Source organism: Rickettsia felis URRWXCal2 (genome assembly GCA_000012145.1).
Classification (GTDB): Bacteria; Pseudomonadota; Alphaproteobacteria; order Rickettsiales; family Rickettsiaceae; genus Rickettsia; species Rickettsia felis.
Map to the genome: position 1 here is coordinate 73,221 of CP000053.1, position 26,746 is coordinate 99,966.

Genomic DNA, 26,746 nt, shown 5'->3' on the forward strand with positions numbered 1-26,746 from the left:
TATTAATTACTAATTTTTGTTAACTAATAGATTTTTTAACCAAAATGTGCTTAATACATCACATACTAATGGCATCTCAATTTTTGGTAAATAAAATATGCAAATTCAATTTCACTTATATAACACTCTTAGCCGTACTAAAGAGGTTTTTAACCCTCAAGATCAGACTAAAGTAAAAATGTATGTATGCGGACCGACTGTTTACGATAATCCTCATATAGGTAATAGCAGGTCGGTAGTGGTATATGATTTACTCTACCGTATAGTTATAAAAATATTTGGTGAGCAATCTGTAAAATACGTACGTAATATTACGGATGTTGACGATAAAATTATCGATAGGGCTGAGCTACTTAGCATTACTATTAATGAGTTGACTGATAAAGTTACACAAGAGTTTCATACAAATATGGCATATTTAGGTTGCCTACTACCGAGTATTGAGCCGAAAGCTACAGAGCATATTGATGTAATGATCGAAATAATAGAACGCTTAATAGCAAAAGATCACGCATATATTGCGGATAATCATGTTTATTTTGATGTTTTATCAGCTCCAAATTATACGGAATTATCTAACCGAAATTTAGAAGAAATGTTTGAGGGAGTGCGTATAGAAAACAGCAAAACCAAAAAGCATCCACAGGATTTTGTATTATGGAAACCGGCAAAGCCAAATGAATCCGCAAATATGAATTTTAAAAGTCCTTGGGGATTTGGTCGCCCTGGATGGCATATTGAATGTTCAGCCATGAGCTACAAATATTTAGGTGAGAATTTTGATATTCACGGTGGCGGAGCAGATTTAATCTTCCCGCATCATACTAATGAAATTGCACAAAGTAGATGTGCTTTTCCGGATTCTACCTATGCTAAATATTGGGTACATAATGGCTTTCTAACGGTGAACGGTGAGAAAATGAGTAAATCTCTCGGTAATTTTATTACCGTAAGGAATTTAATGGATAAAGAAATTTCAGGAGAGGTAGTAAGATTATTCTTATTAAGTAGTCACTATAGGCGTCCACTTGATTATAATGATAAAGCTATAGAAGATGCTAAAAAGACTTTAGATTATTGGTATAGAGCCATAGAAAATATTAATGTACAAAAAATAGATTTACCTCACAATTTCATGCAAAGCTTACTTGATGACATGAATACGCCGCTTGCCGTTAAAATAATTAATGACTATGCTAAAGGTGTTTTTATTTCTAAAACTGAAGAAGAAAAGCAGCTTAACGCCTCTGCTATTATTACTTGTGCTAATTTTATTGGTTTAATGAATAAGACTCCACACGAGTGGTTTAATAGCGGTGTAGATGAACTCTATATAAACGAGCTTCTAAATAAGCGTTTGGAAGCAAAAAAACAAAAAAATTGGTTATTAGCCGATCAAATTCGTAATCAGTTATTAGAGGAAAAAATAATTCTAGAAGATAAACCTGATGGTACTACTATTTGGCGAAAAGAATAAAAGCTTGTAAATTATGTATCATGCGTGTATGATTTGTAGGCTTATTGTGGAGCGTCATTGCGAGGAAATTATGTAATATAATTGTACGTACGCAATCTCAGGATATTGGACGAGATTGCCACGCAGCCTACGGCTGCTCGCAATGACGATTATTCAAAACTTAAGCAAAAAATTCACACGTAAGATATATGTTAGTTCATGTATAGAGCTGTCATGCTATGACTTGATCACGGCATCCAGTAATATATGATAATAAGTTGTTTTTGAATCCCGTGGCGGGGCCGCGGGATGACAAATATACACAATATCTTACGGAGGTATAAACTAACAATTAGGAGAATTTAAAAATGTCAAAAATACCATCTGTTAACATTAAAGAATTATTGGATGCAGGCGTGCATTTCGGTCATAAGACCTCACGTTGGAATCCTAAAATGGCATCTTATATATATGGTGAACGTGATGATGTTCATATAATCGATTTAAGACAAAGTGCCGCTTTAATGAGTGTTGCTTTGAATACAATATATGAAACCGTAAAAAAAGACGGTAAAATATTATTTGTAAGTACTAAAATACAGGCCAGTGATATTATAGCGGAATATGCTGAAAAATGCGGACAATATTACGTAAATCATAGATGGCTTGGCGGTATGCTAACTAACTGGAAAACTATTGCGGGTTCAATAGAAAAACTAAATAAGTTAGAAAAAACCTTAGAAAATGAAGAAGCACTTATGGGTTATACTAAGAAAGAGATACTTGATATGAGCCGTAAGAAAGAGAAGTTACTTCTATCCCTTGCCGGTATTAGAAATCTTAATTCTAAACCTGATCTTCTAGTAGTTATTGACACTAATAAAGAGCATATCGCAATTAATGAAGCGGTAAAGCTTAATGTTCCTATAGTTGCAGTAGTCGATACTAATTCTAATCCTGATAATGTAAATTATCCGATTCCGGGTAATGACGATTCTATAAGGTCAATAAGACTTTATTGTAGTTTATTTGCAGATGCGGCATTACAAGGACTTGAAGAATCAATGAAAGCTTCAGGGGTTGATATGGGAGCTATGCAGGAGCATACAGATAAGGCGTTAACTTCTAAAAATGTTTCTAAATTAAAACAAGCTAAAAAATTCTCTAAAACGAAAAATATTGATGAAGAGACAAATACAGAATTTGAGCAAGCATTAAATGATGCCGATGAAAATAAAAATTCTGATAATGCGTAGTTTGGACACTTGAACCGTCATTGCGAGCAGCCGTAAGGCTGCGTGGCAATCTCATGTAACAGTACAAAATTCCTGAGATTCCACGTCGAGGCTTCGCCTCTCCTCGCAATGACGATTAGTTATCTATACATCCCAAGCCAAATATAATAATTAAGGAGAAAGTAAGGTATGAGTGAAATAAATATAAGTGCTGCAGCGGTTAAAGAATTAAGAGAAAAAACCGGTGCAGGTATGATGGACTGCAAAAAAGCATTAATAGAAACCAGCGGTAATTTTGAAGAAGCTATAGATTTTCTGCGTAAGAAAGGCTTAGCTGCGGCAGCAAAAAAAGCCGGGCGTATTGCTTCTGAAGGTTTAACGGCTGCAAAAGTTGATGGGCTTACCGGAGTGGTGGTTGAAGTAAATTCTGAAACGGATTTTGTTGCTAGAAATGAGCAATTTCAGGATTTAGTTAAGGATATTGCGAATCTTGCAGTAATTGCAAAAACTATAGACACGTTAAAAACATCTAAAATGCAAAGCGGTAAATCAGTTGAAGAAGAGATTATAGAAAATATCGCTACAATCGGTGAAAATTTAACATTACGTCGTATGGATATATTGGAGATATCCGAAGGAGCAATCGGTTCCTACGTACATAATGAAGTTGTACCGAATCTAGGAAAAATTTCCGTATTAGTAGGTCTTGAATCTAACGCAAAAGATAAAACAAAACTAGAAGCTTTAGCTAAACAAGTTGCTGTTCATGTAGCAGGAAATAACCCGCAAAGTATAGATGATTCAAGCTTGGATCAAGCACTCGTAGAGCGTGAGAGAAAAGTATTTTTTGAGAAATCTAAAGAAGAAGGAAAGCCTGATAATATTATAGAAAAAATGGTAGAAGGTAGAATACGTAAATTCTTCTCTGAAGTTGTATTGCTTCAGCAAAATTTCTTATTTGAGCCTAAACTTACTGTTGCGGAAGTAATTAAAAATGCTGAAAAAGAACTCGGTGCAGAAATTAAAATCGCCAAATTTATTAGATACGAACTTGGTGAAGGTATAGAACACGAAGAAAAAAACTTCGCCGATGAAGTAGCAGCCATCACACAGGGTTAAATTTACCTTTCAAAGTCAATAAATGCGAATTTAGATAAGTGCTTATTCTAAATTCGTATTTATAATATCTCTCTAACTACAATCAGCTATCTATTAATAAATAATTTTTCGATTTTTTACTTTATAATGAAAGATTTATATTGACTTAATAATAGAAAGTCTTACATTAATCGTTATTATTAGTTTAAACAGAGAATATTTTATGTCACGGACAAAAGAGCAATACGCAGCAGAGATTTATGCTGCCGAAGAGCATCGTAGAAGACAAGCTAACTCTAGTGATGGTGATGCCGAACTGCTTGGAGTTATGATAGTATGTGCCGGTTATGCATGTTATAAAGCAGTAGAAGGAGCAGTAAAAGTTACCGTAACAGGAAGCAAAATTATAGAAAATGTCTATAAGATAGGAACGGGACAAATAGAAATTCTCGGCACCGAACCTGAAAGTAAGATAACCTATATAGCAAAACATCCTTCCCCTCGAGGTCCTACGAATGTAAATCAACCAAATGCAACTAATCCTGTAGATCCTTCGGAGCAAACTCCACCTAATACTCCTACCTCTAAAAGAGAAAAGGCTAAAATATACGGAAAAAAATTGGTAGATAGTGCAAAAATCGGAGCTAAAACCCTTTCAAACGCTTATAAAGTGACAACCGGCAAAATAGAAGTTGTCGGTCCAGGAAGTGATTTTAATAGCAACGGTAAGGAAAAATTTATATTTTCTGACCCTATTCAACGCATAGTTATTCAAAAAGAACTTAAAAGAGATGACGGTTATAAGTGTGGTATTGCGTTGGAAGAGACAATTGAAACTTCCTTAATGTTAAGATTAAATAACAAGCATATAGTTAGAAATAAGGAATTTAGAAGCATGATTCTACCTGATACTACTCAAGATGTAGGAGGGACTTTTGAACTTTCTCTAATTTTAAAATACTCGGATGGTTCAATGTCCAAAGATGATCCTGCTTTTCTAAAGATACATTACGGTAGAGACGGAAAATTAAATAAGTTATTGTTGCCAAACACTCCTATAATTTTTTATAACCAATGGTATCCTGCATTAACCGTTTATAAAGGTAAACTATGTTCTTTGCCTGTAAATAGTGGATATTACAAGTATTTGTATAAAAAAATACTAGAAAATAACGAGACTATAGAAATCGCCCACGTAGATAGCGAATTTACTATAGAACTTTTAGGAGAATAAGAGTTTTTAGTTAAATTCTATCAAAGAAACTTCGTAATTACCTGTAAATATTCATCTAAGACTTTTTGGTTATTCTCAACAAATTTTAAAGCATTTTCACGGTAGGCTTTAAGTTCTAAAGAATTATTAGGGCTAAGTAGATATGTTAGTTTGGTTAGTAAATCTTCACCGTTTTTGATTTGGATAGCGGCTTCATTTTGCAGTACGCCTTTAGCGATATCGGTGTTTTTACTCATATCGGGACCGAATATAATACAATTAGAGAAATATGCCGCTTCTAAAATATTATGCCCGCCTTGTTTAAAAGAACCGCCGATAAAAGAAATTGTAGCTACAGAAAAAAACAATCCCATTTCACCGAATCTATCAACTATATAAATATCATCGCTTAAAACAGGTAAATCATTTTGTGACTTAGCGGTAGCGGATAAATTATGTGACTTACAATTATCGATAATTGATTTAACTCGCTCGGGATGTCTGGGAATTAGGATAATATAGCAATCTAAAAACTGCTCTTTTAGGTTTTTGATTATGGGTAAAATCACCTCTTCATCTTCAGGGTGAGTGCTAGCAAATACCACCACTTGTCTATTGTCTAAATGTGAGCTTAATTTTGATAACTCTTCTTGATTAACTGGAAGTTTTTCGTTGGCAAATTTAATATTGCCTAAATTAATTGCATCTGATATGCCAAGTTCATTGAATTTTTGTAAGTCACGTTCGCTTTGCACGATAATTTTGCTGAAATTTTTAAGGATAAGCTGAAAGAAGCTTTTTCTTTTTAGCCAAGCTTTAAACGATTTATCGGAAATACGAGCATTTACTAGCAGTAATTTACACTGCCTTGCTCCTTCATTAATAGTACACGGCCATAATTCCGATTCTATAAAAATACCTAAATTAGGTTGCCAATTTTTTAAAAATTTTCGAGTAAAAATAATATTATCTATCGGTAAAAATTGGTGAACTGCTATTTTAGGTAATTTGGCAGTTAATATTTTAGCGGAGCTGTTAGTCCAAGAAGTTACTAAAAAACGAATGTCAGGATAGCGTTTACTTATATTACTTATTAAAGTTAAAGCTGCCATTGATTCGCCGACGCTAGCTGCATGAATCCATATTAGACTTCTTGCATAACTTGCTTCTAAAGGTAATTTAGACGTCGAGCCGGTACTCGAATCCTCACGTACGCTTGTGTACGCTGCGGTTCTGCGTTCCGTGTCTCCTTTAAATCTCTCTTTATTAGCTTCGTTATGTAAGAAGTCTAATGAATAGACTTGTCGATGCTTACCTATAGCAAAACGTTCTTGGATGCGTCTTATATCTTCCTTACCTATTAATAAACGTATAAGAATTATGATAAAATAAATAGGTAATAATATAAAGCTTAAAGCATAATATAATAACATCATTTCTTTAAACTCTCTGTTAAGCTTGTTAGTTGTTTTTCAAGGCTTATATGGTTTTGTATTTTATCATTTGTGAGTTCTAAAGGTGAGCCAACTATGATTTTAATAATACCAAACGGTAGGGGTATTATTAATTTATCCCAACTTTTTAATCTGAAACATCTAGAAGTGGAGCTGACTATAGGAATAAGTTTTTTGTTATATCTATAAGCAATTTCGGTAGTGCCGCTATTTACTTTATATACCGGTCCTTTAGGACCGTCCGGCGTGACTATTATATTTGCACCTTGAGATAACTTACCTATAATATTACGTAAAGCTCCAATTGGATTTTTATTAGTAGAACCTACTATCACTCTGCAACCAAATTTTCCTACTAGATCATTTAAAATTTTCCCGTCTAAATGCGGTGATATTAAAGCATAGATATTTCTATGTCCTATAAACATAGCCGGACTTAAGGCAAGCATATTATGCCAAAATGCAAAGATAACCCCTTGTTCGTTTAGGAATTTTTCCTTATTGCCGTTATCGTAAAAAATAAATTTCTGTTTTGATGTAAAATAAACAAAACGCAAATACCAATATAGTAAAATAGTAATTATACTAAGTACGTATTTATTATTTTTTAAAAATTTTTTAAAAGCTTTCCGCATTGTTTTTTTTGTTGGTTTAATAGTGTTTTAAGCGTCATTGCGAGAAGAATTACAAAGTAATTCGACGAAGCAATCTCAGAATATTTGACGAGATTGCCACGTCGATGCTACGCATCTCCTCGCAATGACGATTTTATACTTATAGAACCACAAGCTCTCTCAATTCTAATACAAGCTTCTTCTAGCTCTTCCATAGAAGTGGCGTAAGAGATTCTGAAATACCCTTCTAAGCCGAAAGCGATACCGGGTACTACGGCAACTTTTGCTTCTTCAAGTAAATATTCGGCAAAATCATTACTATTTGCAATAATTTTTCCTGATTTAGTTTTATGCCCAAATATTTTATCGCATTTAACAAATAAGTAAAATGCCCCTTCCGGCTTATAGCACTCAAAATATTTTACTCTTTTCAAAATTGATAAAGCAAGATCACGCTTTTTTTGAAAATTTAAAGCATTAGGTTTTATATAATCTTGAGGACCGTTTAATGATTCAATAGCAGCCATTTGACTTATTGAACAAGGGTTTGAAGTACTTTGCGACTGAATAATAGTCATTGCTTTAATCAAAGCTTTAGAGCCCACGCCGTATCCTATACGCCAACCCGTCATAGAATAAGCTTTAGATACACCGTTTACGGTAAATATTCTCTCTTTTAAATCAGGTGCTATTTGGGCTAATGTATAAAATTTAAAATCATCAAAAGTAATATGCTCGTAAATGTCATCGGACATTACGTTCACATGAGGATATTTTCTTAAAACTTTAGCAATATTTTCTAGCTCTTCAAAATTATAGCTTGCACCTGTTGGATTACTAGGTGAGTTAATAATAAGCCACTTAGTTTTATCCGTAATTGAACGTTCTAAAGCTTCTGCACTTAATTTAAAGTTATTTTCAATTCCGCAATTTACAAAAACAGGAGTTCCTGTGCTAAGTGCAACCATATCAGGATATGAAACCCAATAGGGTGCCGGAATAATTACCTTATCCCCTTTGTCCAAAGATGCCATAAACAAATTATATATAACTTGCTTACCGCCAGTGCTTACTATTATTTCATCAAGTTCGTAATCTATATTATTTTCACGTTTGAATTTGTCTTTTATCGCCTGCTTTAGAAGAGGCATCCCCTCAACGTTAGTATATTTAGTAAAGCCGTCTTTAATCGCTTTAATTGCTGCTTCCTTAATATTATCAGGTGTATCAAAATCAGGTTCACCTGCACCGAGTGCAATGATATCAACTCCCGCTTTTTTAAGTTCAAGAGTTTTTTTTACGACTGCAAGGGTCGGCGAAGGCTTTATAGAATTTAGTCTCGTAGAAATAATTGACATAATTTTGAGTCCGTATTAGTGCATTAGGTATTGTTATGCGGATACCAAATCGTCATTGCGAGGAGCGAAGCGACGTGGCAATCTTGTTAAGCATCCTGAGATTGCTTCGTCAATTGCTATGCAATTTCCTCGCAATGACGGTTTTTAACCCTTTTGACTTACAAAAGCGATAATACAGCAATTTTAATCGCAATAAAATTATTTTATTTAAAAATTTATCAAGATATGCTTTATTATAGTAAGTAATATTAATTTAGTAATTAAACTATGCTCGGTAAAATAAAAGACAAAATCAAACATTATTGCTTAACTATAATAAATATACCGAATTTTATTAAGAATAAAATTTTAGAATTTAAAAATTATATAAGTGATTGTAAATATAAATTCTCTCATTTAGCCGAAACTAATTATCAGCTTGGACTTGATCATTTATATAGAGGTAATTTAAATGATGCCTTGCTTAGGTTTAAACTAGTCGATAAATTTTTTAATCCTAATGATTCTAAAGTATATTATCAACTCGGATGGGTTTATTTTTTAAAAAATAATTACAGACAAGCTATAGAATATTTAGAAAAATCTAATGAAAAATATAAAGCTATATTTATAAATTTTTTGAAAAATTATAAGGATATTACTGAAATACCGGGGGAAATTTGGGGAAAATATCGTGATTTAACTGCACAATATTATCCTACTATTTTTAATAACGATAAAAATATCCATCTCCCGTATAGGTTTGTTAATGATACACTCAAGCAGATATCTGATTTACCGGATAATTATTCTATTTCGGAACTTGGAAGTAATATAGGGCTGGTAGGTTATGAAATACAAAAACGTTTTCCGGAAAGTTTTACTTTAACCGGTGTAGAAATTTCTACTTTAATGAATGATTTACAAGAAACATATTACCCGAACACTAAAATTTACGATCAAATATATAATATTGCTATCGATGAATTTTTAAAACAAAACTCTAATAAATTTGATATTATTTTTAGTTTTTGCGGATTATCGTTTACTAACAATTTAATAGAATATTTTAATTTAATATACTCGTCTCTTAGTGAACAAGGGTATTTTGCCGTTTGTTTACCGAACGCCGCAAAGACGCAATTTTCAGTAAAACGCAAAGAATTTATTTTTAACTTGAATGAAATAAATAATATTTTACAAAAAAATAATTTTACTATATTAACTTCGGAAGAAATAATACTAGCGGAAAACAATAAATATAGTATTATTGTTTGTAAGAAAATAACATAAATCAATGAGAATTTTAATTATACTATCTATTATACTATGCTCATTATTCGCAAGAGCTGATCTTGAATATGTTGATAATGACATATATAACTATAATGGTGGAAGAAATGAAAACGGTTGCTTGGAAGTTTACGATCCATACGAAAAATTTAACCGTAAAGTGTTTGCATTTAATTCTGTACTAGATTATATAATATTGCGTCCTTTAGCAATAGGTTATAAGAATATCACGAATGATTACGTAAAAGCACGTGTTAATAGTTTCGTCAGTAATGTTGATACACCGCTTACGGCGGTAAATTACGGGCTTCAGTTAAATTACGATAAAACTATGAAAAGCGTTTGGCGGTTTCTCATTAACACGACGCTTGGCATAGGCGGTTTATTTGACGTAGCAGGTAAAGTAGGTTTGCCGTCTGAACGTCAAACTTTCGGCAGTACCCTCGCACATTATGGAGTTGCCCCAGGTCCTTATTTAGTATTGCCGATAATCGGTAGTACTAACGCAAGAGATATGACGGATTCGGTAATTACTAATTATGCTCTTAATCCATTAATGTACTACACTCATAATGATTTTGACTTAGGAGTACTAGCAGTTAGTAAAATAAACGATCGATATGTTGTATTACCGTTTAGTGATTATGTGATGAAGAATTCTACCGATCCTTATGTGGCTATTAGATCAGCATTACATCGTGCTCGTGAAGCATCGGTTCAATATCCTGAAAATTTTAAATGTCCTAAACCCAAGAATTAATTAAATTAACGAGGATTATATGCAAAAAATTATTACAGGTTTATTTTTATTAGTTATGACGTTTTCCGCTTATTCTAGCGAGAAAGTGCCTGCTGGTTTGAATGATTACGTTACTAATTTAGTAAATGAAGCTTCTAGTATATTAAATGATAGTAAGCTATCTGAGCGAGTAAAAATTGCTAAAGCACGTGAGTTAATGTCTCAGAACCTAGATTTTGATTGGATGGCTAAATATACATTAGGCAGAAATGGGATAAAAACTTTATCAGGTGGACAGGTTCAGGAATTCATCAAAGTTTACTCTAAATATGTTACTAAATCTTATACTGATTTAATAAAAGATTATAAAGGTGAACAGCCTAAAATAGTAGGAGTTCGTCCTTTAAGCTCGACCGATTTTATGGTTGCTATGAATATCGTTAGTAATAAAGAGCAAGACCCTATTAAAGTAGAATATCTTGTACGTGAAATGAAAGGGAACGGAAAAGATGTTTTTAAAGTTTCTGATATAATTACGGAAGGTGTAAGTCTTATTGGGGCTCAACAAGACGAGTTTACCGATACTTTAAAAAATCAAGGCTTTGAGGCACTAATACAAAAATTAGAAAGTCGTTCTTAAAGTTGCTGTCATTTCCAAAATCGTCATTGCGAGGAAAAACTGTAAGTTTTGACGAAGCAATCTCAGGAGTATTACTTCATGAGATTGCCGTGCAGCCTACGGCTGCTCGCAATGACGATTAGGTGTCTACGCAACACAGTCCGTTTGCTAATAGCGTCAAACAACATAAATCACTCACATGAAGATCTTAGCAGGCAGTAGTAATAAGTTACTCGCATCTCGTTTAGCTATAGCATTAAATATTAAATATATTGAGCCGAGAATTACCTATTTCAATGATTCCGAAATAAAAGTAGAAATTCAAGAATCGTTTCATAATGAAGATGTAATCATAGTACAATCCACATCAAAGCCCGTTAATGATCGCTTAATTGAGCTGTTCTTGCTAGTAGATGCAGCAAAAAAAGCGGTAGCAAATCGAATAATTTTAGTAATGCCTTATTTTGGTTATGCAAGACAAGATAATATAAATTCTCAAAATATAATTCCTGCTAAGTTAATAGCAGATTTTTTAGAGAAGCTCGGAGTAAACCATGTAATTACTATTGATTTACATTCCGATAAAATAGAGAAATTTTTTAATATTCCTATTTCTAATCTTGAACCTATAAATTTATATATCCCGTTTTTAAGAACTTATAGCAATTTCGTTATAGTTGCACCTGATAAAGGAAGTATCAATCGAGTTCAAAAAATTAGTAATTTATTAAATATAGATTCAGCTTATATAAACAAAGAAAGGGATATAAATAATAATTGCGAGATGATATCAATAATAGGTAGTGTAGAGGGCAAAAATTGCATATTAATTGATGATATTATAGATAGCGGTGAAACAATCGTAAAAGCAGCAAGATTTTTAAAAGAACATTCGGCTTTATCGGTTAGTGCTTTTATAACTCATGCTGTGCTTGCTACCGGTTCTAAAGATAAAATTGAAAATTCGGTGATAGATAAGATTTTTGTTACCGATACTATAGAAGTAGGTGACTTACCTCCAAAATTTTATATAATACCGGTAATGCCAATTATCGTAAAAGAGTTAAGAAATATACTATGAGCTTGTGTACTCTAGAAATAAATCTATCTGCAATAAAAAATAATTATCTTTTATTACAAGATATTTGCAAAACCTCATTAGTCGGTGCTGCCGTTAAAGCTAACGGTTACGGTCTTGGAGCAGTGCAAATTTCCAAAGCTTTAATAGAAGAAAATTGTAGGCATTTTTTTGTGGCCTCAAGTGAAGAAGGAGTGAATTTACGCAAAGCTCTAGCTTCGTGGCATGAATCGGTTTTCCGTCATTGCGAGAAGAATTACACAGTAATTCGACGAAGCAATCCAGTAAAAAATTCTGTAAGTCAGAATTTTTTTAATTATTTTTCTGGATTGCAACAATGCTTCGCTCCTCGCAATGACGGCTCTAGTATCCATGCAACAACGCCCAAAGCACTAGATAATGATGTTAATATTTTAGTTCTCAATGGAGTTTTTGAACATGATGCTTTAGAGCTTATAGAATATAATTTAACTCCTGTTCTAAATAACTTAAAACAAATAGAAATTTGGCAAAAATTTAGTAATTTGAAAAACCGATTATTGCCTTGTTATTTACATTTCAATACGGGGATTAATCGCCTTGGATTAACTCATAATGAAATAGAGCAGTTAATTAATAATCGTGATTTATTAAAAGGGCTAGATTTACAATATATTATAAGCCATCTAGCTGTATCCGAGGAAATAGATAATCCTTATAATCTAGAGCAATTAAACAGATTTAAAACTTATTTACAATATTTCCCAAACGTCAAAGCAAGCCTTGCTAATTCCGGTGGCATATTTTTAGGACAGGACTATCATTTTGATTTAGCAAGACCAGGGGCTGCCTTATACGGGCTTAATCCTGTAATAGACCTCTCGAATAACCTATCTTATAAAGAGGAATTTGAAGGAGACACGGAACGCAGAACCGCAGCGTACATAAACGTACGTGAGGATTCGAGTACCGGATCGACGTATAAATTACCTTTAGAAGGAGGTTATTCGAGAGGTCTACAAAATCCCGTAACCTTAAAAGCTCCTATAATTCATTTACAGAATTTGACACTAGATAGCCATATCGGTTATAATATGACTTTTACAACTGAGCGTGATAGTGTTATTGCAACATTACCGCTTGGTTATGCCGATGGGTTTAGTCGTAATTTTAGCAATCAAGGCGAAGTATTTATTAATGGTCGCAGCGTTCCTATAGTAGGGCGAATATCGATGGATTTGATAAATATCGATGTTACCGATCTACCACCGCTTGATATTTTTCTAGGGCAGGAAGCGGAAATTATCGGAAATTATTGCACGCCCGATAAAATAGCAAGTATTATAGGTACTATAGGGTATGAGGTGTTGACTAGTCTCGGTAGTAGGTATAAAAGAATTTATAAGTAATCGTCATTGCGAGGAGCGAAGCGACGTGGCAATCTTGTCAAGCATACTGAGATTGCTTCGTCGAAACTTACAGTTTCTTCTCGCAATGACGATTAGGTGACCACATAACATATAAACAAAAAAATATACACAAATGTTATTAAATATAGCTAATTCGGTCGGTAAACGTACTATAAAGTTTGCACAAAGTGTAGGTAGTTTTTCTCTATTTAGCTTTGCTGCCGTTAGCAGTATCATAAGACCGCCTTTATATTTGAGTTTAATAATCAGACAATTATTATTTATCGGGTTTCACTCGCTTCCGGTTGTTGCGATGACGACTTTTTTCTCAGGTGCGGTACTTGCATTACAGAGCTATACAGGCTTTTCTCGTTTCTCGGCTGAAAGTTCCATTGCAACGGTAGTAGTATTATCGCTGACTAGAGAGCTTGGACCTGTCTTAGCCGGACTAATGGTAGCTGGAAGAGTCGGGGCATCAATCGCCGCCGAAATAGCTACGATGAGAGTAACGGAGCAGGTAGATGCTTTATATACTTTATCTACCGATCCTATTAAATATTTAGTTTTTCCAAGAGTAATAGCAGCTATTATTACAATGCCTTGTCTTGTTTTAATCGGTGATATAATTGGTGTTATGGGCGGTTATTTGGTAGGGGTATATAAACTTGATTTTAATAGCACGGCTTATTTAACCAGTACTTTTCACTATTTAGAACCGATTGACGTAATTTCCGGTCTTGTTAAAGCGGGAGTTTTTGGGTTTATTATTTCTATAATAAGTTGTTATAGCGGCTATTATTCAGGTAAAGGGGCTAAGGGAGTGGGAAGAGCTACTACCTCGGCAGTAGTAAATTCTTCTATCCTTATCTTAATCAGTAATTATTTAATAACCGAATTATTTTTTAAAGTATAAATATGAGTACAAAGGAAGAATTTAAAATTAAAATTCGGTCATTATATAAATCATTTGCTAATCATAAGGTGTTAGACGGAATAGATTTGGATGTAAAAAAGGGCAGTTCATTAGTTATTTTAGGCGGTTCCGGTAGTGGCAAATCGGTGCTAATTAAAAATATAGTAGGACTGATTAAACCTGATAAAGGTAAAATTTTTATTGATAATGTAGAAATCCAAGATATCTCAAGTAAACAAAAATTTGAGATTATGGACGGTATAGGTTTTTTATTTCAAGGCGGAGCATTATTTGACTCCTTGAATATACGTGATAATATTACTTTCGAGACTAGAAAATTATCTAAGAAAGAAAAAAACGACCTTGCCGGTGCAAAGCTTAATTCCGTCGGTTTGTCCCCTAGAATACTTGATCTTTACCCTTCCGAATTATCGGGCGGAATGCAAAAAAGAGTAGCTCTTGCTAGGGCTATTTGTAGTACACCGTCGATTTTATTTCTTGATGAACCGACCACAGGGCTTGATCCTATAATGGCAAATGTTATCAACGAATTAATTATAAAAATCCAAGAAGAGTTAGGGGCAACTACGATTACTATAACTCATGATATGATTAGTGCCGAAAAAATAGCTAAAGAAGTAGCTATGATTTATCAAGGAAAAATTAAATGGTACGGTAGTAAAGATGAAATGCGTAATAGTGATAATCCTTATTTAAAACAATTTATAAACGGATTAACTACCGGTCCTATAGAGGTATAAAATGTTGAAGAACTTATTATGTATAATAATATTTCTAGGTATAAACCTAAATGTTTATGCTATAAACTCTAGCTCTTATACGACAGATGATATAATAAAAATAGTAATTATTCTTGGAATAGTTATTTTAATTTTTAGTCCTGCAAAATTCCGTATAATCGTTATCGGTACTATGTTAGGCTTGGCTTGTGCCTATTTCACATATAAATACATCGTACCTATCTTTATTTCTTCACTAAACGGACCGTAATTATCTCTTGACACTAGGGGAGTATTACTTTATTTATCTATTGTATATTTATAAGTTTTAAGGTATTTAGCTTATGTCACGTAAGTGCGAACTCACAGGTGTGGGTGTTTTATACGGCAATAATGTATCACATTCTCAACGTAAAACTAGAAGACGTTTTGAGCCTAATTTAAGGTCAGTTAAGTTTACAAGTGATATAACAGCCGGAGAATATAGATTATCGGTTAATGCTAGATGTATTAGTTCAGTGGAAAAAGCCGGCGGTTTTGATGCGTATATTCTAAAAGCCGATGATAATGTTTTATCAAGTAACGCTAGAACTATTAAGAAAAAAATAATTCAGACTAAAACGGCAAAATCATTATGAAAAGCGGTATACATCCAGAATATAAAAAGTTTTTGATTAAAGTAGAAAGCGATGTTTTTGAAACAATGTCTACTCATCCTACAGGTGAAATTTTAATGGATGTTGATTTTAGAAAGCATCCGGCATGGAATAAAGATTCCGGAAATGTAGTAAATCAATCGAACAAAAGTGTTAGTGATTTTAATAAAAGATTCTCAGGTCTTTCTTTCGGTGGTAAGAAAGAAGCTAGTTAAGCTTTGTTTGTGGATACTGAAGGTCGTTTGAGCTACGGAAATTGCATAGCAATTGTACGCCCGCCATCTCAGGAATTTATTATTATTTCATGAGATTGCCATGTAGCCTACGGCTGCTCGCAATGATTACTCGGTATCTATGCAAGAATGACACTAGCAATATTCGCATAGTATTGGACTAAATCACAATATAACACAGATAAATCGTCAATTCTCAATTATTGCGGGGTGGAGCAGCTCGGTAGCTCGTCAGGCTCATAACCTGAAGGTCGTTGGTTCAAATCCAGCCCCCGCTACCATATTTTTTTAATGTCATTCTAACCCATTTATAGCGTTATTGTATGGTTCATTTTGTGTCATTGCGAGAAGGCATTGACTGCGTGGACCGGTAAATGCTCTTTATGTCATTCCCGTATAGGCGGGAATCCAGCATAAAGCGAGATAAATCGAGCTTTTAATTTCAAAAAATTTGCTGTATTTATACTATTTTCTGGATTCCTGCTTCCGCAGGAATGACATCGGTATCCACGCAACAATTCTTTGCGAGCAGTCGTAGTACTTGCATGGCAACCCAGAAAAATAATAAAAAAAATTCTGTAAATCAGAATTTTTTACTGGATTGCGTACGTACAATTACTACCTATTTCCTTGCAATGACGACTCGGTATTCACTCGGGCAATGCCTAATTACATCAAATACGAAAGCAAATTATGACTACTCAGAAAATAGTGCATACAAAATCGCCTGATGGCAGTAAGCTTTTTCGTCATCAAGCTAAATTTGTAGCCGGTGCTATGAATATAAATCAAATCCCCAATTTTTCATTACCGGAAATTGCTTTTGTCGGTAAGTCAAATGTCGGCAAATCAAGCCTAATAAATACGATATGTAATAATAAAAATCTTGCTAAAGTTTCTAATACTCCTGGACGTACTAGGCAAATCAATTTTTTTAACCTTGCAGATAAACTTATTATAGTTGACCTTCCCGGTTATGGTTTTGCTAATGTTCCTATATCAGTCAAAGAACAGTGGGAAGTGTTAATTAGTTATTATTTACGAAATAGTTATAGTTTAAGGTTAGTTAACTTATTGATTGATTCAAGAAGAGGTATAAAAGAAAACGATAAGAAAGTAGCAGAGCTATTACTTGCAAATAAAAGAGAATTTCAAATTATTTTCACAAAATCCGATAAAGTTACGGATCGTAAAAACCTTAACGATGAAGCACAGAATTTTCTTGCAACTTTAAACTACTCATGTAATGTTATGTATGTAAGTAGTAGGAGTAAAGAAGGTGCAAGAGAACTTAAAGCTAGTTTGGCAAAATGCATCAAACCTCAAAGGTAAAGAGGTAGATAGTATTTCTTCATTAAATAACATTGCTATAATTAAGAATATAATAAAGTGTAGTAGTGAGCTGAAGAATCAAGCAATAGTTCTAAAATTACCTGCTGCTATTATTATTGACGATAAATTATTTACGGCTTTTATTGAATCTGTTAGACTGCTCGAGATGTGCGGTGCTAAAATATATATAGTACATGATCATATTGATTTACGAAGTTCGTCTTTAATATCACAAATAGATGAAAATTTTAGTCAGAAAATTAGTAAAATAAGCGACTATAGTTCTCTAAATAATCCTATTATTATGGAAATTTTATCTAGTTACGTTAACAAGCTTATAGTAACAAAGTTAAGTAGTATAGGTTGTTATGCAGTTGGTATTTCAGGTAAGGATGCTAATCTACTGCAAGCAAAAAAGTCAAAATTATCTCACCGAAAAATTGTAAATCATGATGTTATAAATATTGGTTTTTTAAGTGAACCTATTATGATTAATCCGGAAATTTTATTAAATTTTGAAGATAATAATATTATACCCGTGATAGCACCATTTGCTAATGATGATCAGGAAAAAACACATTTATTAAATGTTAACTTAACGGTAGCAACAATTGCTTCTGCATTAAGTGCGGTACATTTAATATTGCCATATGAGATATTACAGGTATCCGAGACATTTCCGTATAATATAAAAATACGAGATATTAACTTATTGAAATCAATGTTAGATGATAGTAATAATTTCATCGAAGAAGAATTAATTAAGATAGCAGTTAATGCACTTGAAAATAATAACGGTTACGTACATTTTGTGAATAGTAAAGTACCGAATTCAATATTGTCAACTATGTTTGATATTAATATAAATTAATAGAGGTTTTTTATGGCAGGAGCATTAGCATCCGATCTTTTATTTGTAGGGTTAACTAGACCGCCGATGATATTTGGAGTAAGTATTAAGTTTGCTGCATTAAATATGATAATGACGATGATAGTATTTATTTGGAATAACGGCATTATGATTTTATTCATTGCAGCTGCTTTGCATTTGGTAGCTTATATTATATGTTTTAAAGAACCGAGATTCATAGAGCTATATTTAAATAAAATGTCAAGAACTAGCCAATGTCCTAATAAATTTTACTACGGAGCAAATTCGTATAATATTTGAGTTTTATGTCATTCTCGCGTGGATGCTAAGCCGTCATTGCGAGCAGCCGTAGGCTGCGAGGCAATCTCATGAAACAGTATAAAATTTCTGAGATTGCCGCGTCGAGGCTTTTCCTCTTCTCGCAATGACAAAATAAATCAAAATAGTTAAATCAGGTGAGGTAATGAAGTTATTTAGAACTAGAGCAGCTAAAGAATTAAGGTCTAAACAAGAAAGACCAACTTCGCATTTTATTCCTTATAAATGTCATTGGGATAGTAATACTATTTTAACAAAAGATAATTCTTTATTACAAGTTATTAAAATAAACGGATTTTCTTTTGAAACTGCTGATGATGAAGATTTAGACATTAAAAAGAATGTCAGAAATGCCTTACTTAAAAATATGGCTTCGGGAAATATCGTTATGTATTTCCATACTATTAGAAGACGTAAAGCAGTAATATTTGACGATACGGAATTTACTTATGATCCTACCGTAAAAGTACCTAATGATTTTATTACTTATTTAGGTGCGGAATGGCGTAAGAAACATGCAGGTGCTAGGTCATTTTTTAACGAATTATATGTTAGTATTTTATATAAGCCTGATACTGGCGGTGCTGCTATAGTTGAGTATTTTTTAAAGAAGCTTAGACAAAAATCTAATAAAACCGCTTGGGAAAATGACATGAAAGAGATGAAAGAAAATCTTCAAGAAATGTCAACTAGAGTGGTTAATACATTCAGAAGTTACGGAGCAAGATTACTTGGAGTTCGTCAAACGCAGTCAGGTAGTTATTGTGAAATTTTAGAATTCCTTTCATCTTTAATCAATTGCGGCGATTCACCAGGTCCTATAGCATTACCGCGTGGTACTATTGACGAATATTTACCGACTCATCGCTTATTTTTTGATTCTCGTACTATTGAAGCAAGAAGTCCGCTTGGCAAAAAATATGCCGGAATGATCAGCATACTTGAATACGGACCTAATACTTCGGCAGGAATTTTTGACGGATTTCTGCAAATGCCTTTTGAATTTGTCATGACTCAAAGCTTTGTCTTTGCTAATAGAACCGTAGCGATCGGTAAAATGCAATTACAGCAAAATAGAATGATACAATCCGGTGATAAAGCTACTTCGCAAATTGCTGAAATTAATACGGCCCTTGATATGGCCACTAGCGGTGATATCGGTTTCGGTGAGCATCATTTATCGCTTTTATGTTCCGCGAATAATATTAAAGCTTTGGAAGATATATTATCAATGGCAGCAGTTGAGCTTTCTAATTCAGGAATTCAGCCGGTTAGAGAAAAAGTTAACATGGAACCTAGCTATTGGGGACAGTTGCCGGGAAATATGGATTATATAGTACGTAAATCCACTATAAATACTCTTAATATGGCTAGCTTTGCCTCACAACATAATTATCCGCTCGGTAAAATTAGAGATAACCATTGGGGAGAATATGTCACAGTACTTGATACTACTTCGGGTACGCCGTTTTATTTTAATTTCCATGTAAGGGATGTTGGACATACTCTAATTATCGGTCCAACCGGTGCCGGTAAAACAGTTCTTATGAATTTCTTATGTGCGGAAGCACAAAAATTCAAACCTCGTATGTTCTTTTTTGATAAAGATCGAGGAGCAGAAATATTTATACGTGCTTTAAACGGAGTTTATACGGTAATTGATCCGGGATTAAAATGTAATTTTAATCCCTTGCAGCTTGAAGATACTAGTGAGAATAGAACATTTATTTTAGAGTGGCTTCGTGTACTTGTAACTTCTAACGGTGAAAGTTTAACTGCACAAGATAATAAAATCTTATCTCAAGCAGTAAGCGGTAATTTTAGATTAGAGAAAAAAGACAGAAGGCTTAGTAATGTTATAGCATTTCTTGGTATTGATACACCAAATAGTTTGGCAAGTAGGATTGCAATGTGGGTTGGTAAAGGTTCACATGCTAAGATATTTGACAATGAAGTAGATGATATTGATTTACAAAAAGCAAGGGTATTCGGTTTTGATATGACTGAATTACTTAAAGACCCTGTAAGCCTTGCACCGGTATTGTTATATATTTTCCATCGCATTAATATCTCTTTAGATGGGCAGAAAACTATGATAGTACTTGATGAAGCATGGGCTTTAATCGATAATCCGGTATTTGCACCTAAGATCAAAGATTGGTTAAAAGTGTTGAGAAAATTAAATACTTTTGTTATATTTGCTACGCAGAGTGTTGAAGATGCCGCAAAAAGTAGAATTAGTGATACGTTGATTCAACAAACAGCTACGCAGATTTTTTTACCTAATTTGAAAGCTACGGATATTTATCGTAGTGCATTTATGTTAAGTCAGCGAGAATATATTTTAATTAAAACTACCGACTCTACTACACGTTATTTTTTAATAAAACAAGGAATAGATGCCGTAGTTGCTAAAGTTAACTTAGACGGTATGAATAATATAATTAGTGTTTTATCCGGCAGGGTTGAGACTGTAATATTGCTCGATCAAATTAGAGAGAAATACGGCAATGATCCGGATAAGTGGTTACCTATATTTTATGAAGCAGTTAAAACATTATAGATTTAATGGATGCCGAGTCGTCATTGCGAGCAGTCGTAGACTGCGTGGTAATCCAGAAAAAGTAATAAAAAAATTCTGTAAATTAGAATTTTTTACTGGATTGCTTCGACAAAATTTTCAATTTTTCCTCGCAATGACGTTAAAAACTATCTCATACGAGGCAAGTAACTAGTCATGAAATTATTTCCTCGTAGTATACTTATAATATTAGTATTAAGCTTTGCCCTAAATTTAGGGCTAGTTACTAAAACCCATGCCAAGGATACTCTTGATAGCATTGTAGATATTTTGAGTGGCTTAACTTGCGAAACCCAAGGCGTAGGGGATTTGCTGCGTACTGAATTTTCTCATACCTGTATTGTTGCTCCGTTCTTTACTTTTGCGGTAATGAATCTTGTCTCTCCCGTTTTATACATGAATACGTTTTTAAAGCTTAAAATAAACGACAGTGATTTATTTAACGATAGTAATTTTGGAAATTTCCCCGGAGGTCAATGTACTCGTGAAAACAGAATTGATCCTAAAAATCCAGAATTACGCTTTGCTTTATGTAATAATGCTAAATTAATTGTATCTCGGGCAAAATCTGTTGCTGAATCGGCACTTGCTATTGCTAAAGCCGTCTTAACAGGGGGCGACCCTTGGGATGATATAAAGAAAGCGTGGGAAAATAAAAAAAAGGAATATCATATTCCATATAGTGGTAAGCCCGGTGATGACGGTTTTGCATTTGATGCAGGCTTCCCTGTAATATATTGGAAAATTATTCAAGATAAAGATAGAATATGTGTTTCAACAAAGGGGTTTACAGGAGATGTTCCCGTCGGCTGTAAATATATGAAAGAGCCGTTTCCGAAATCCATGTATAATAGTTTTATGGATGTAGCAGATAAGGACTTTATTCAGGATCCTAAGGAAACGCCTACTGATCCTTTAGCTTTAGTTTCCTGTAGTGCAGCAGGCGGCGGATGTTATCAAAAAGCTTATAATGCTTCAAAAACTGCAGTAGTCATGACTTCTCCTCTTATAGAATGTATGAGGCAAATGATTGCTAGATTACTAATTAGTAAAGATGTTTGTAGTTTTGATAATGTAGAACAAGTGGTTAATTTGGCTTCAAGGCAAGATAGTGCATTATTTCAGTTCCAAGTAGGAATGTATAAAATAGTTACGGCTTTTCTAACTTTATATGTTATGTTTTTTGGCTTTAAACTATTACTTGCAGGTGAAATACCGCCAAAAAGTGAGTATATAAATTTTATATTGAAAATGATATTTGTAACTTATTTTTCAATAGGAATTAATATAACCCCTGGTAATGGCTCTCCGTATGACCGACTAGACGGTATGATTCAGTGGGCGTTTCCTTTCTTACTTGACGGTATAAACGGTTTAGCAAGTTGGGTTATGAATGCTGCTCCGTCCGGTTTATGTAAATTTAACAATCTTTCTTATGACGGTACCGTTTCTTATATTGCATTATGGGATGCGTTAGATTGTAGGGTAGCTCATTATTTAGGGCTTGATATATTATCTACGTTACTTGTCGAAAATGCTTATCGAAGCCATGATTTTTTAAATTTTGATTTCTTTAGTTTTAGTGCTCCACCATATATTTATTTGCTAATTCCGGCGATAATCTCCGGTAATATGATGTTAGTGTCACTCGCTCTTTCTTATCCGTTACTTGTGATTTCGGTTGCTGCCTTTATGGTTAATGCAACGATTATGTGTATGATATCTATAGTAATACTCGGTATTTTAGCTCCTCTTTTTGTACCTATGTTTTTATTCACATATACACGAAATTATTTTGACAGCTGGGTTAAGCTGATGATTTCGTTCTTGCTACAGCCTATGGTGGTAGTTACTTTTATGATTACGATGTTTTCGGTATATGATTATGGTTTCTACGGTAAATGTCAATATAAGAGCAAGTTAATTCACAATAGTATAGAAAATCTTGCACAGAGCGGCGGTACTTCAAGTCGTGATGTTTTGATATTTTATATTAATAATGATTGGGATGATATATCACAATATCCTGATAAAGATGCCGTAGAAAGCTGTCAAAATAGTTTAGGTTATATGTTAAATAACCCTATTACCACGGCATTTAATTTTGCAAAAGATAGTGTAAGTGAAATCGTCGATAGTAAACCGGGAGATACCCCTACCGATAAATTTCTTGCTAAATTCCAGTTTTTATCGGGAGTAGTTTTGGGGCCCGGAATGTTTTTCATGTCTCCAAAAGTGCTTTTTGAGAAAATTAAAAATATTTTACTTGCGTTAGTTACGGCATGTTTTACATTGTATTTGATGTATAATTTTAGTAGTCAGCTAGCTGAATTTGCTGCAGATATGACAGAAGGAGTAGCTCTTAATAATGTTGCTATAAAACCGCAAGCAATATTTAAGGCAGGCATGGCAGCCCTTGCTGCTGCGGGTGCGGCAACTAAGGGAGTAGATCAGATAGCAAGTAGAGGAGGAGTTGGTGATTTAAAAGCTGGTCAAGGTGGAGGTGTAAGTGATAATATTGCTAAGAGCGGAGGCGGAGGACCAAATGATAATATTGCTGCAAGTGGAGGTACATCGGCACCTACGGTAACAACACCGACAGCTTCGTCTTCTGTAGCAACTTCTAGCCCAAAAACAGTAAGTAGTGAAGCAAGATCAGATGTTGTTACTCCTCCTCCTGCTCCTTCAGAAGCTGTTTCACCACCGCCTGCTAGTATTAGAACTTCTATTTCTACACCTGCACCGCAAAGTAATATTGAAACTGAAAGTGTTGGAAAAATTATAAGAGATAATAATCAAGAAAGTAAAAAAGAGATTGATAATACTCCGCCTCCACAGGAAAAAGTTGATAATGCAGCTCCACAAGAAAAAGTTGACAGCACAAGTAAAGGTACAGGAGTAATTGATTATAGTTTTAACTTAAAGGAACATGAAAATCCGGCAGGAGTAAAGCAAATACGGGAAAATGCAGAGATTCGGGATAAACGTGCAGAAGTAGAGAAAGCATGGAACGAATTAGTAGCAAGCGGCGGAGGAAGAATAAGAGATCAGCAAGGTGAAGAAACATCGGAGCGACGTACGAATGCAGAAAAGAAATGGAATGAATTAGTCGATAGCGGTGTAGTAACTGAAATAAGAGAAAGAGATAATAGTGTAACTAATAAATTTGATAAATTAGCTGATGAACTTAATAAGTCAGAAAAAGCAAAGGTAGAAGAAAATAAAAATATAGAAAATGACAGAAAAGAAAATAATACTACTACGTCACCGCAAGAAAAAGTTGACAGTACAAGTAGGGGTTCAGGAGTAATTGATTATAGTTTTAACTTAAAGGAACATGAAAATCCGACGGGAGTAAAGCAAATACGGGAAAATGCAGAGATTCGGGATAAACGTGTAAAAGTAGAAACAGCATGGAATGAACTAGTAGCAAGCGGAGGAGGAAGAGTAAGAGAACAAGAAGGAGGAGAAGTATCAGAACGACGTGCGAATGCTGTAAAAACATGGGATGAGTTAGTAAAAAGCGGCGTAGTAACAGAAAAAAAAGATAATAGTTCTAATGAAAACTCTTAAAACCTTAAAGATATTTATTATAATTTGTATAGCGTCTGTAAGCTTAGCTAGCTTTGCCGGCTTTGGAGAATCATGTTCTAGTTTACCGACTACTTCAGATGGGTATTTAGAAACGGACACGGCATATGGCTATATAATTCGTAATATTGATATGAAAGATCCGAGAGGTAATTGTAACTCAGCTGCGTCTAGTATAACGTTTTGTTTTAAAAATATAGAAGGTAGTAGTAGCCCTTGCACCATATATAATTTAAATGAAGGGGACTCTAAGAAAATTAGTGATTTAAGTACTGATAATAATCCTGATCTTGGAGCAAATCCTGTATTAAAGGATATCGTTTTAACGGTTAAAAAATGGGATAATGATCTATGTTTAGTTATGCCGACGTCAAGAGGACCGATGCCAGTAGCATGTAAATCTTTAAGTGCTACTCCGACGCCTACTCCGCCTGATGATGAAAATTGTAATATAGGAAAAAGTTGCTATACGGGAGCAAATTATAGTCAATCGTTAATTAATTTTTCCGGTCTTGCAGTTCAGTGTTTGAGCGAAACGCTTAATAAAGTATTTTTTGCTGGAAATAGTTGTAGTTCTCAAGATCAAAATTCTAGAATAACTAATCTTGCAGCTTTTTCTACGTTTCAAGGTTATTTAAAGAGGATTATAGGTGCGGCATTAATTCTTTATACTATGTTTTTTGCCTTTAATATGGCTCTAAATAAAGAATATGCAAGTACTGAAAAAATAGCTCTTTTTGTAATAAAGTTCTTATTGGTTGCTTATTTTTCTATCGGTCTTGGACCTTTAGATTTTAGCGGCGGTCAGCCGACAAAAGAAAACGGTATGTTAAAATATGGATTACCTCTTTTGACGGGAGCAGCACCGGACTTTGCACAGATGATCTTTAATGCAGCAGGTTCTAGAGGATTATGTCAATTTGATAATTCAAAGTATAAGGATGGTTATAAATTTTACGGTTTATGGGACGCAATTGATTGCCGTATAGGTTATTATCTTGGCTTGGATTTACTTTATAATATAGATAAGAATGGAGTTTTAGGGAATTCAATCGGCAATGGTCCGGGTGGTAATAATACACCTATACCTAATTTTGATCCTGACGGCAAAAAAGACAGACCGAAAGATTTAAGTAAAGCAGGAGCACTTAGATTTTTTGCTGTTATGTTTGGATTCTTTATGGCTGGAAACGTTATTATACTTGCAGCAGGTCTAGTATTTTCTGTAATATTTTTATCTATACTTTTATATTTTATTACGCATTATTTAGTTTGCATGATTACTATTTACGTTATGACATATATTTCTCCTATATTCATTCCTATGGCTCTATTTACTCGTACAAAAGCTTATTTTGACGGGTGGTTAAAAGTATGTATTTCATGTGCATTGCAGCCGGCAGTAGTAGCAGGTTTTATAGCTTTATTAATAACTATGTATGATTCTGCAATATTTAAAAATTGTGAATTCCTTAGATATGATTATGAAAAAGGGGATATTAGATTTAGCACTTTTGAGTTAAGGCTACCTAACGGAGGAGCAGATAAATGTCAGGAAAGTTTTGGATATAAAATGTTACAATATTATGCAGGTGAAGGTTGGGAAGAGCATTTATTGATACTTTTCCCAATAAAATCAATTGTTAAAGATGTTGTATCTATTTTAGCGGAACTTTTGTGCGTATTAGTATTTTCGGTTATTTTTTATTATTTCTCTAAATCTATAGGGCGATTTGCTTCTGATTTAACTAACGGTCCTAATATGGATGCAGTAACGGCAAGTCCAACTAAAATCGTTGATTTAGTAAAGAAAGGAGCAGCTTTCCTTAAGGATGCGGCCATGGCTTCACAAGGTAAGCCGTCGGTAGGAGATAAGCCGGATGTTGGAGGTAAGCGTAAAGAGGGAGAGCAGCAAGGCGGGGATTCAGAAAGCGGTGCAGGCGGAGGATTAGCTGATTTAGCAAGCGGTTCGGGTGGAGGTAAATGA

At 33.9% G+C, this 26,746-nt stretch carries 23 protein-coding genes and 1 tRNA gene; 21 read left to right on the top strand and 3 right to left on the bottom strand.

The features are described 5' to 3' along the window. Positions 1-97 precede the first annotated feature (97 nt). The 4 genes from cysS to RF_RS11055 all read left to right on the top strand — a co-directional run bounded on the left by cysS (position 98) and on the right by RF_RS11055 (position 5,023). Positions 98-1,477, top strand: coding sequence for a cysteine--tRNA ligase (gene cysS, locus RF_RS00365; RefSeq protein ID WP_011270423.1), 1,380 nt, complete (start codon positions 98-100; stop codon positions 1,475-1,477). A gap of 347 nt (positions 1,478-1,824) precedes the next feature. Next, positions 1,825-2,712 carry a 30S ribosomal protein S2 gene (rpsB, locus tag RF_RS00370; RefSeq protein ID WP_011270424.1) on the top strand — a complete coding sequence of 296 codons (888 nt, stop codon included), beginning with the start codon at positions 1,825-1,827 and terminating at the stop codon, positions 2,710-2,712. A gap of 168 nt (positions 2,713-2,880) precedes the next feature. After that, positions 2,881-3,810 carry a translation elongation factor Ts gene (gene tsf, locus RF_RS00375; RefSeq protein WP_011270425.1) on the top strand — a complete coding sequence of 310 codons (930 nt, stop codon included), beginning with the start codon at positions 2,881-2,883 and terminating at the stop codon, positions 3,808-3,810. Between the two features lie 202 nt (positions 3,811-4,012). Continuing rightward, complete coding sequence (locus RF_RS11055) at positions 4,013-5,023, top strand: Sca4 family protein (RefSeq protein ID WP_011270426.1); 1,011 nt, start codon at positions 4,013-4,015, stop codon at positions 5,021-5,023. A 20-nt stretch (positions 5,024-5,043) separates the two neighbouring features. Here the strand turns inward: RF_RS11055 and waaA are convergent, their stop codons facing one another. From waaA to RF_RS00400, 3 genes are all read right to left on the bottom strand, one after another. After that, entirely contained in the window at positions 5,044-6,438 is a 1,395-nt protein-coding gene (gene waaA / locus RF_RS00390) for a lipid IV(A) 3-deoxy-D-manno-octulosonic acid transferase (RefSeq protein ID WP_011270427.1), read from the bottom strand. Further along, complete coding sequence (locus tag RF_RS00395; RefSeq protein WP_011270428.1) at positions 6,435-7,091, bottom strand: lysophospholipid acyltransferase family protein; 657 nt, start codon at positions 7,089-7,091, stop codon at positions 6,435-6,437. The genes waaA and RF_RS00395 overlap by 4 nt, the downstream gene beginning before the upstream one ends. Positions 7,092-7,198: 107 nt before the next feature. Next, positions 7,199-8,428, bottom strand: coding sequence for a pyridoxal phosphate-dependent aminotransferase (locus RF_RS00400; RefSeq protein ID WP_011270429.1), 1,230 nt, complete (start codon positions 8,426-8,428; stop codon positions 7,199-7,201). Between the two features lie 267 nt (positions 8,429-8,695). Between RF_RS00400 and RF_RS00405 the strand changes: the two genes are divergently transcribed. The 17 genes from RF_RS00405 to RF_RS00490 all read left to right on the top strand — a co-directional run bounded on the left by RF_RS00405 (position 8,696) and on the right by RF_RS00490 (position 26,746). Beyond that, positions 8,696-9,700 carry a methyltransferase domain-containing protein gene (locus RF_RS00405; protein ID WP_011270430.1) on the top strand — a complete coding sequence of 335 codons (1,005 nt, stop codon included), beginning with the start codon at positions 8,696-8,698 and terminating at the stop codon, positions 9,698-9,700. Positions 9,701-9,704: 4 nt separating this feature from the next. After that, complete coding sequence (locus RF_RS00410) at positions 9,705-10,460, top strand: MlaA family lipoprotein (protein WP_011270431.1); 756 nt, start codon at positions 9,705-9,707, stop codon at positions 10,458-10,460. 19 nt (positions 10,461-10,479) lie between these two features. After that, a complete protein-coding gene (locus RF_RS00415) occupies positions 10,480-11,079 on the top strand; it encodes an MlaC/ttg2D family ABC transporter substrate-binding protein (RefSeq protein WP_011270432.1) in 600 nt (199 codons plus the stop codon). Positions 11,080-11,257: 178 nt separating this feature from the next. Beyond that, positions 11,258-12,139 (top strand): ribose-phosphate diphosphokinase, encoded by an 882-nt coding sequence (locus tag RF_RS00420; protein WP_011270433.1) that lies wholly within the window; start codon positions 11,258-11,260, stop codon positions 12,137-12,139. Then, on the top strand, positions 12,136-13,524 hold the full coding sequence (locus RF_RS00425) for an alanine racemase (RefSeq protein WP_011270434.1): 1,389 nt from the start codon (positions 12,136-12,138) through the stop codon (positions 13,522-13,524). The genes RF_RS00420 and RF_RS00425 overlap by 4 nt, the downstream gene beginning before the upstream one ends. Positions 13,525-13,657: 133 nt before the next feature. Continuing rightward, on the top strand, positions 13,658-14,437 hold the full coding sequence (locus RF_RS00430; RefSeq protein WP_011270435.1) for an MlaE family ABC transporter permease: 780 nt from the start codon (positions 13,658-13,660) through the stop codon (positions 14,435-14,437). A 2-nt stretch (positions 14,438-14,439) separates the two neighbouring features. Further along, complete coding sequence (locus tag RF_RS00435; protein WP_011270436.1) at positions 14,440-15,198, top strand: ABC transporter ATP-binding protein; 759 nt, start codon at positions 14,440-14,442, stop codon at positions 15,196-15,198. Position 15,199: 1 nt separating this feature from the next. Then, a complete protein-coding gene (locus RF_RS00440) occupies positions 15,200-15,448 on the top strand; it encodes a DUF5510 family protein (RefSeq protein ID WP_011270437.1) in 249 nt (82 codons plus the stop codon). 73 nt (positions 15,449-15,521) lie between these two features. Then, positions 15,522-15,815 (top strand): 50S ribosomal protein L28, encoded by a 294-nt coding sequence (gene rpmB / locus RF_RS00445; RefSeq protein WP_011270438.1) that lies wholly within the window; start codon positions 15,522-15,524, stop codon positions 15,813-15,815. After that, the gene (gene rpmE / locus RF_RS00450; RefSeq protein WP_011270439.1) at positions 15,812-16,048 is read left to right on the top strand and encodes a 50S ribosomal protein L31; all 237 of its coding nucleotides are present in this window, start codon (positions 15,812-15,814) and stop codon (positions 16,046-16,048) included. Before rpmB ends, rpmE begins: the two co-directional genes overlap by 4 nt. Positions 16,049-16,270: 222 nt before the next feature. After that, positions 16,271-16,347: transfer RNA gene (locus tag RF_RS00455), tRNA-Met, on the top strand. Between the two features lie 412 nt (positions 16,348-16,759). Next, a complete protein-coding gene (gene yihA, locus RF_RS00460) occupies positions 16,760-17,398 on the top strand; it encodes a ribosome biogenesis GTP-binding protein YihA/YsxC (RefSeq protein ID WP_011270440.1) in 639 nt (212 codons plus the stop codon). Beyond that, on the top strand, positions 17,346-18,269 hold the full coding sequence (locus tag RF_RS00465; protein WP_011270441.1) for an amino acid kinase family protein: 924 nt from the start codon (positions 17,346-17,348) through the stop codon (positions 18,267-18,269). The genes yihA and RF_RS00465 overlap by 53 nt, the downstream gene beginning before the upstream one ends. Before the next feature lie 12 nt (positions 18,270-18,281). After that, on the top strand, positions 18,282-18,569 hold the full coding sequence (locus RF_RS00470; protein WP_010976817.1) for a type IV secretion system protein VirB3: 288 nt from the start codon (positions 18,282-18,284) through the stop codon (positions 18,567-18,569). 163 nt (positions 18,570-18,732) lie between these two features. Then, positions 18,733-21,150: a VirB4 family type IV secretion/conjugal transfer ATPase gene (locus RF_RS00475; protein ID WP_011270442.1), complete on the top strand. Its 2,418-nt coding sequence runs from the start codon at positions 18,733-18,735 to the stop codon at positions 21,148-21,150. A 174-nt stretch (positions 21,151-21,324) separates the two neighbouring features. Continuing rightward, positions 21,325-24,741: a TrbL/VirB6 family protein gene (locus tag RF_RS00485; protein ID WP_011270443.1), complete on the top strand. Its 3,417-nt coding sequence runs from the start codon at positions 21,325-21,327 to the stop codon at positions 24,739-24,741. Further along, on the top strand, positions 24,728-26,746 hold the full coding sequence (locus RF_RS00490) for a TrbL/VirB6 family protein (protein WP_011270444.1): 2,019 nt from the start codon (positions 24,728-24,730) through the stop codon (positions 26,744-26,746). The genes RF_RS00485 and RF_RS00490 overlap by 14 nt, the downstream gene beginning before the upstream one ends.

Bases quoted from the DNA above. Each gene is read 5' to 3' on its own strand.
- rpmE (WP_011270439.1), top strand. From the start codon at position 15,812: ATGAAAAGCGGTATACATCCAGAATATAAAAAGTTTTTGATTAAAGTA.
- RF_RS00415 (WP_011270432.1), top strand. From the start codon at position 10,480: ATGCAAAAAATTATTACAGGTTTATTTTTATTAGTTATGACGTTTTCC.
- yihA (WP_011270440.1), top strand. From the start codon at position 16,760: ATGACTACTCAGAAAATAGTGCATACAAAATCGCCTGATGGCAGTAAG.
- cysS (WP_011270423.1), top strand. From the start codon at position 98: ATGCAAATTCAATTTCACTTATATAACACTCTTAGCCGTACTAAAGAG.
- RF_RS00405 (WP_011270430.1), top strand. From the start codon at position 8,696: ATGCTCGGTAAAATAAAAGACAAAATCAAACATTATTGCTTAACTATA.
- RF_RS00400 (WP_011270429.1), bottom strand. From the start codon at position 8,428: ATGTCAATTATTTCTACGAGACTAAATTCTATAAAGCCTTCGCCGACC.
- RF_RS00485 (WP_011270443.1), top strand. From the start codon at position 21,325: ATGAAATTATTTCCTCGTAGTATACTTATAATATTAGTATTAAGCTTT.
- rpsB (WP_011270424.1), top strand. From the start codon at position 1,825: ATGTCAAAAATACCATCTGTTAACATTAAAGAATTATTGGATGCAGGC.
- RF_RS00475 (WP_011270442.1), top strand. From the start codon at position 18,733: ATGAAGTTATTTAGAACTAGAGCAGCTAAAGAATTAAGGTCTAAACAA.
- RF_RS00470 (WP_010976817.1), top strand. From the start codon at position 18,282: ATGGCAGGAGCATTAGCATCCGATCTTTTATTTGTAGGGTTAACTAGA.
- RF_RS00420 (WP_011270433.1), top strand. From the start codon at position 11,258: ATGAAGATCTTAGCAGGCAGTAGTAATAAGTTACTCGCATCTCGTTTA.
- RF_RS00435 (WP_011270436.1), top strand. From the start codon at position 14,440: ATGAGTACAAAGGAAGAATTTAAAATTAAAATTCGGTCATTATATAAA.
- RF_RS11055 (WP_011270426.1), top strand. From the start codon at position 4,013: ATGTCACGGACAAAAGAGCAATACGCAGCAGAGATTTATGCTGCCGAA.
- RF_RS00395 (WP_011270428.1), bottom strand. From the start codon at position 7,091: ATGCGGAAAGCTTTTAAAAAATTTTTAAAAAATAATAAATACGTACTT.
- RF_RS00440 (WP_011270437.1), top strand. From the start codon at position 15,200: ATGTTGAAGAACTTATTATGTATAATAATATTTCTAGGTATAAACCTA.
- waaA (WP_011270427.1), bottom strand. From the start codon at position 6,438: ATGATGTTATTATATTATGCTTTAAGCTTTATATTATTACCTATTTAT.
- RF_RS00490 (WP_011270444.1), top strand. From the start codon at position 24,728: ATGAAAACTCTTAAAACCTTAAAGATATTTATTATAATTTGTATAGCG.
- rpmB (WP_011270438.1), top strand. From the start codon at position 15,522: ATGTCACGTAAGTGCGAACTCACAGGTGTGGGTGTTTTATACGGCAAT.
- RF_RS00430 (WP_011270435.1), top strand. From the start codon at position 13,658: ATGTTATTAAATATAGCTAATTCGGTCGGTAAACGTACTATAAAGTTT.
- RF_RS00410 (WP_011270431.1), top strand. From the start codon at position 9,705: ATGAGAATTTTAATTATACTATCTATTATACTATGCTCATTATTCGCA.
- tsf (WP_011270425.1), top strand. From the start codon at position 2,881: ATGAGTGAAATAAATATAAGTGCTGCAGCGGTTAAAGAATTAAGAGAA.
- RF_RS00425 (WP_011270434.1), top strand. From the start codon at position 12,136: ATGAGCTTGTGTACTCTAGAAATAAATCTATCTGCAATAAAAAATAAT.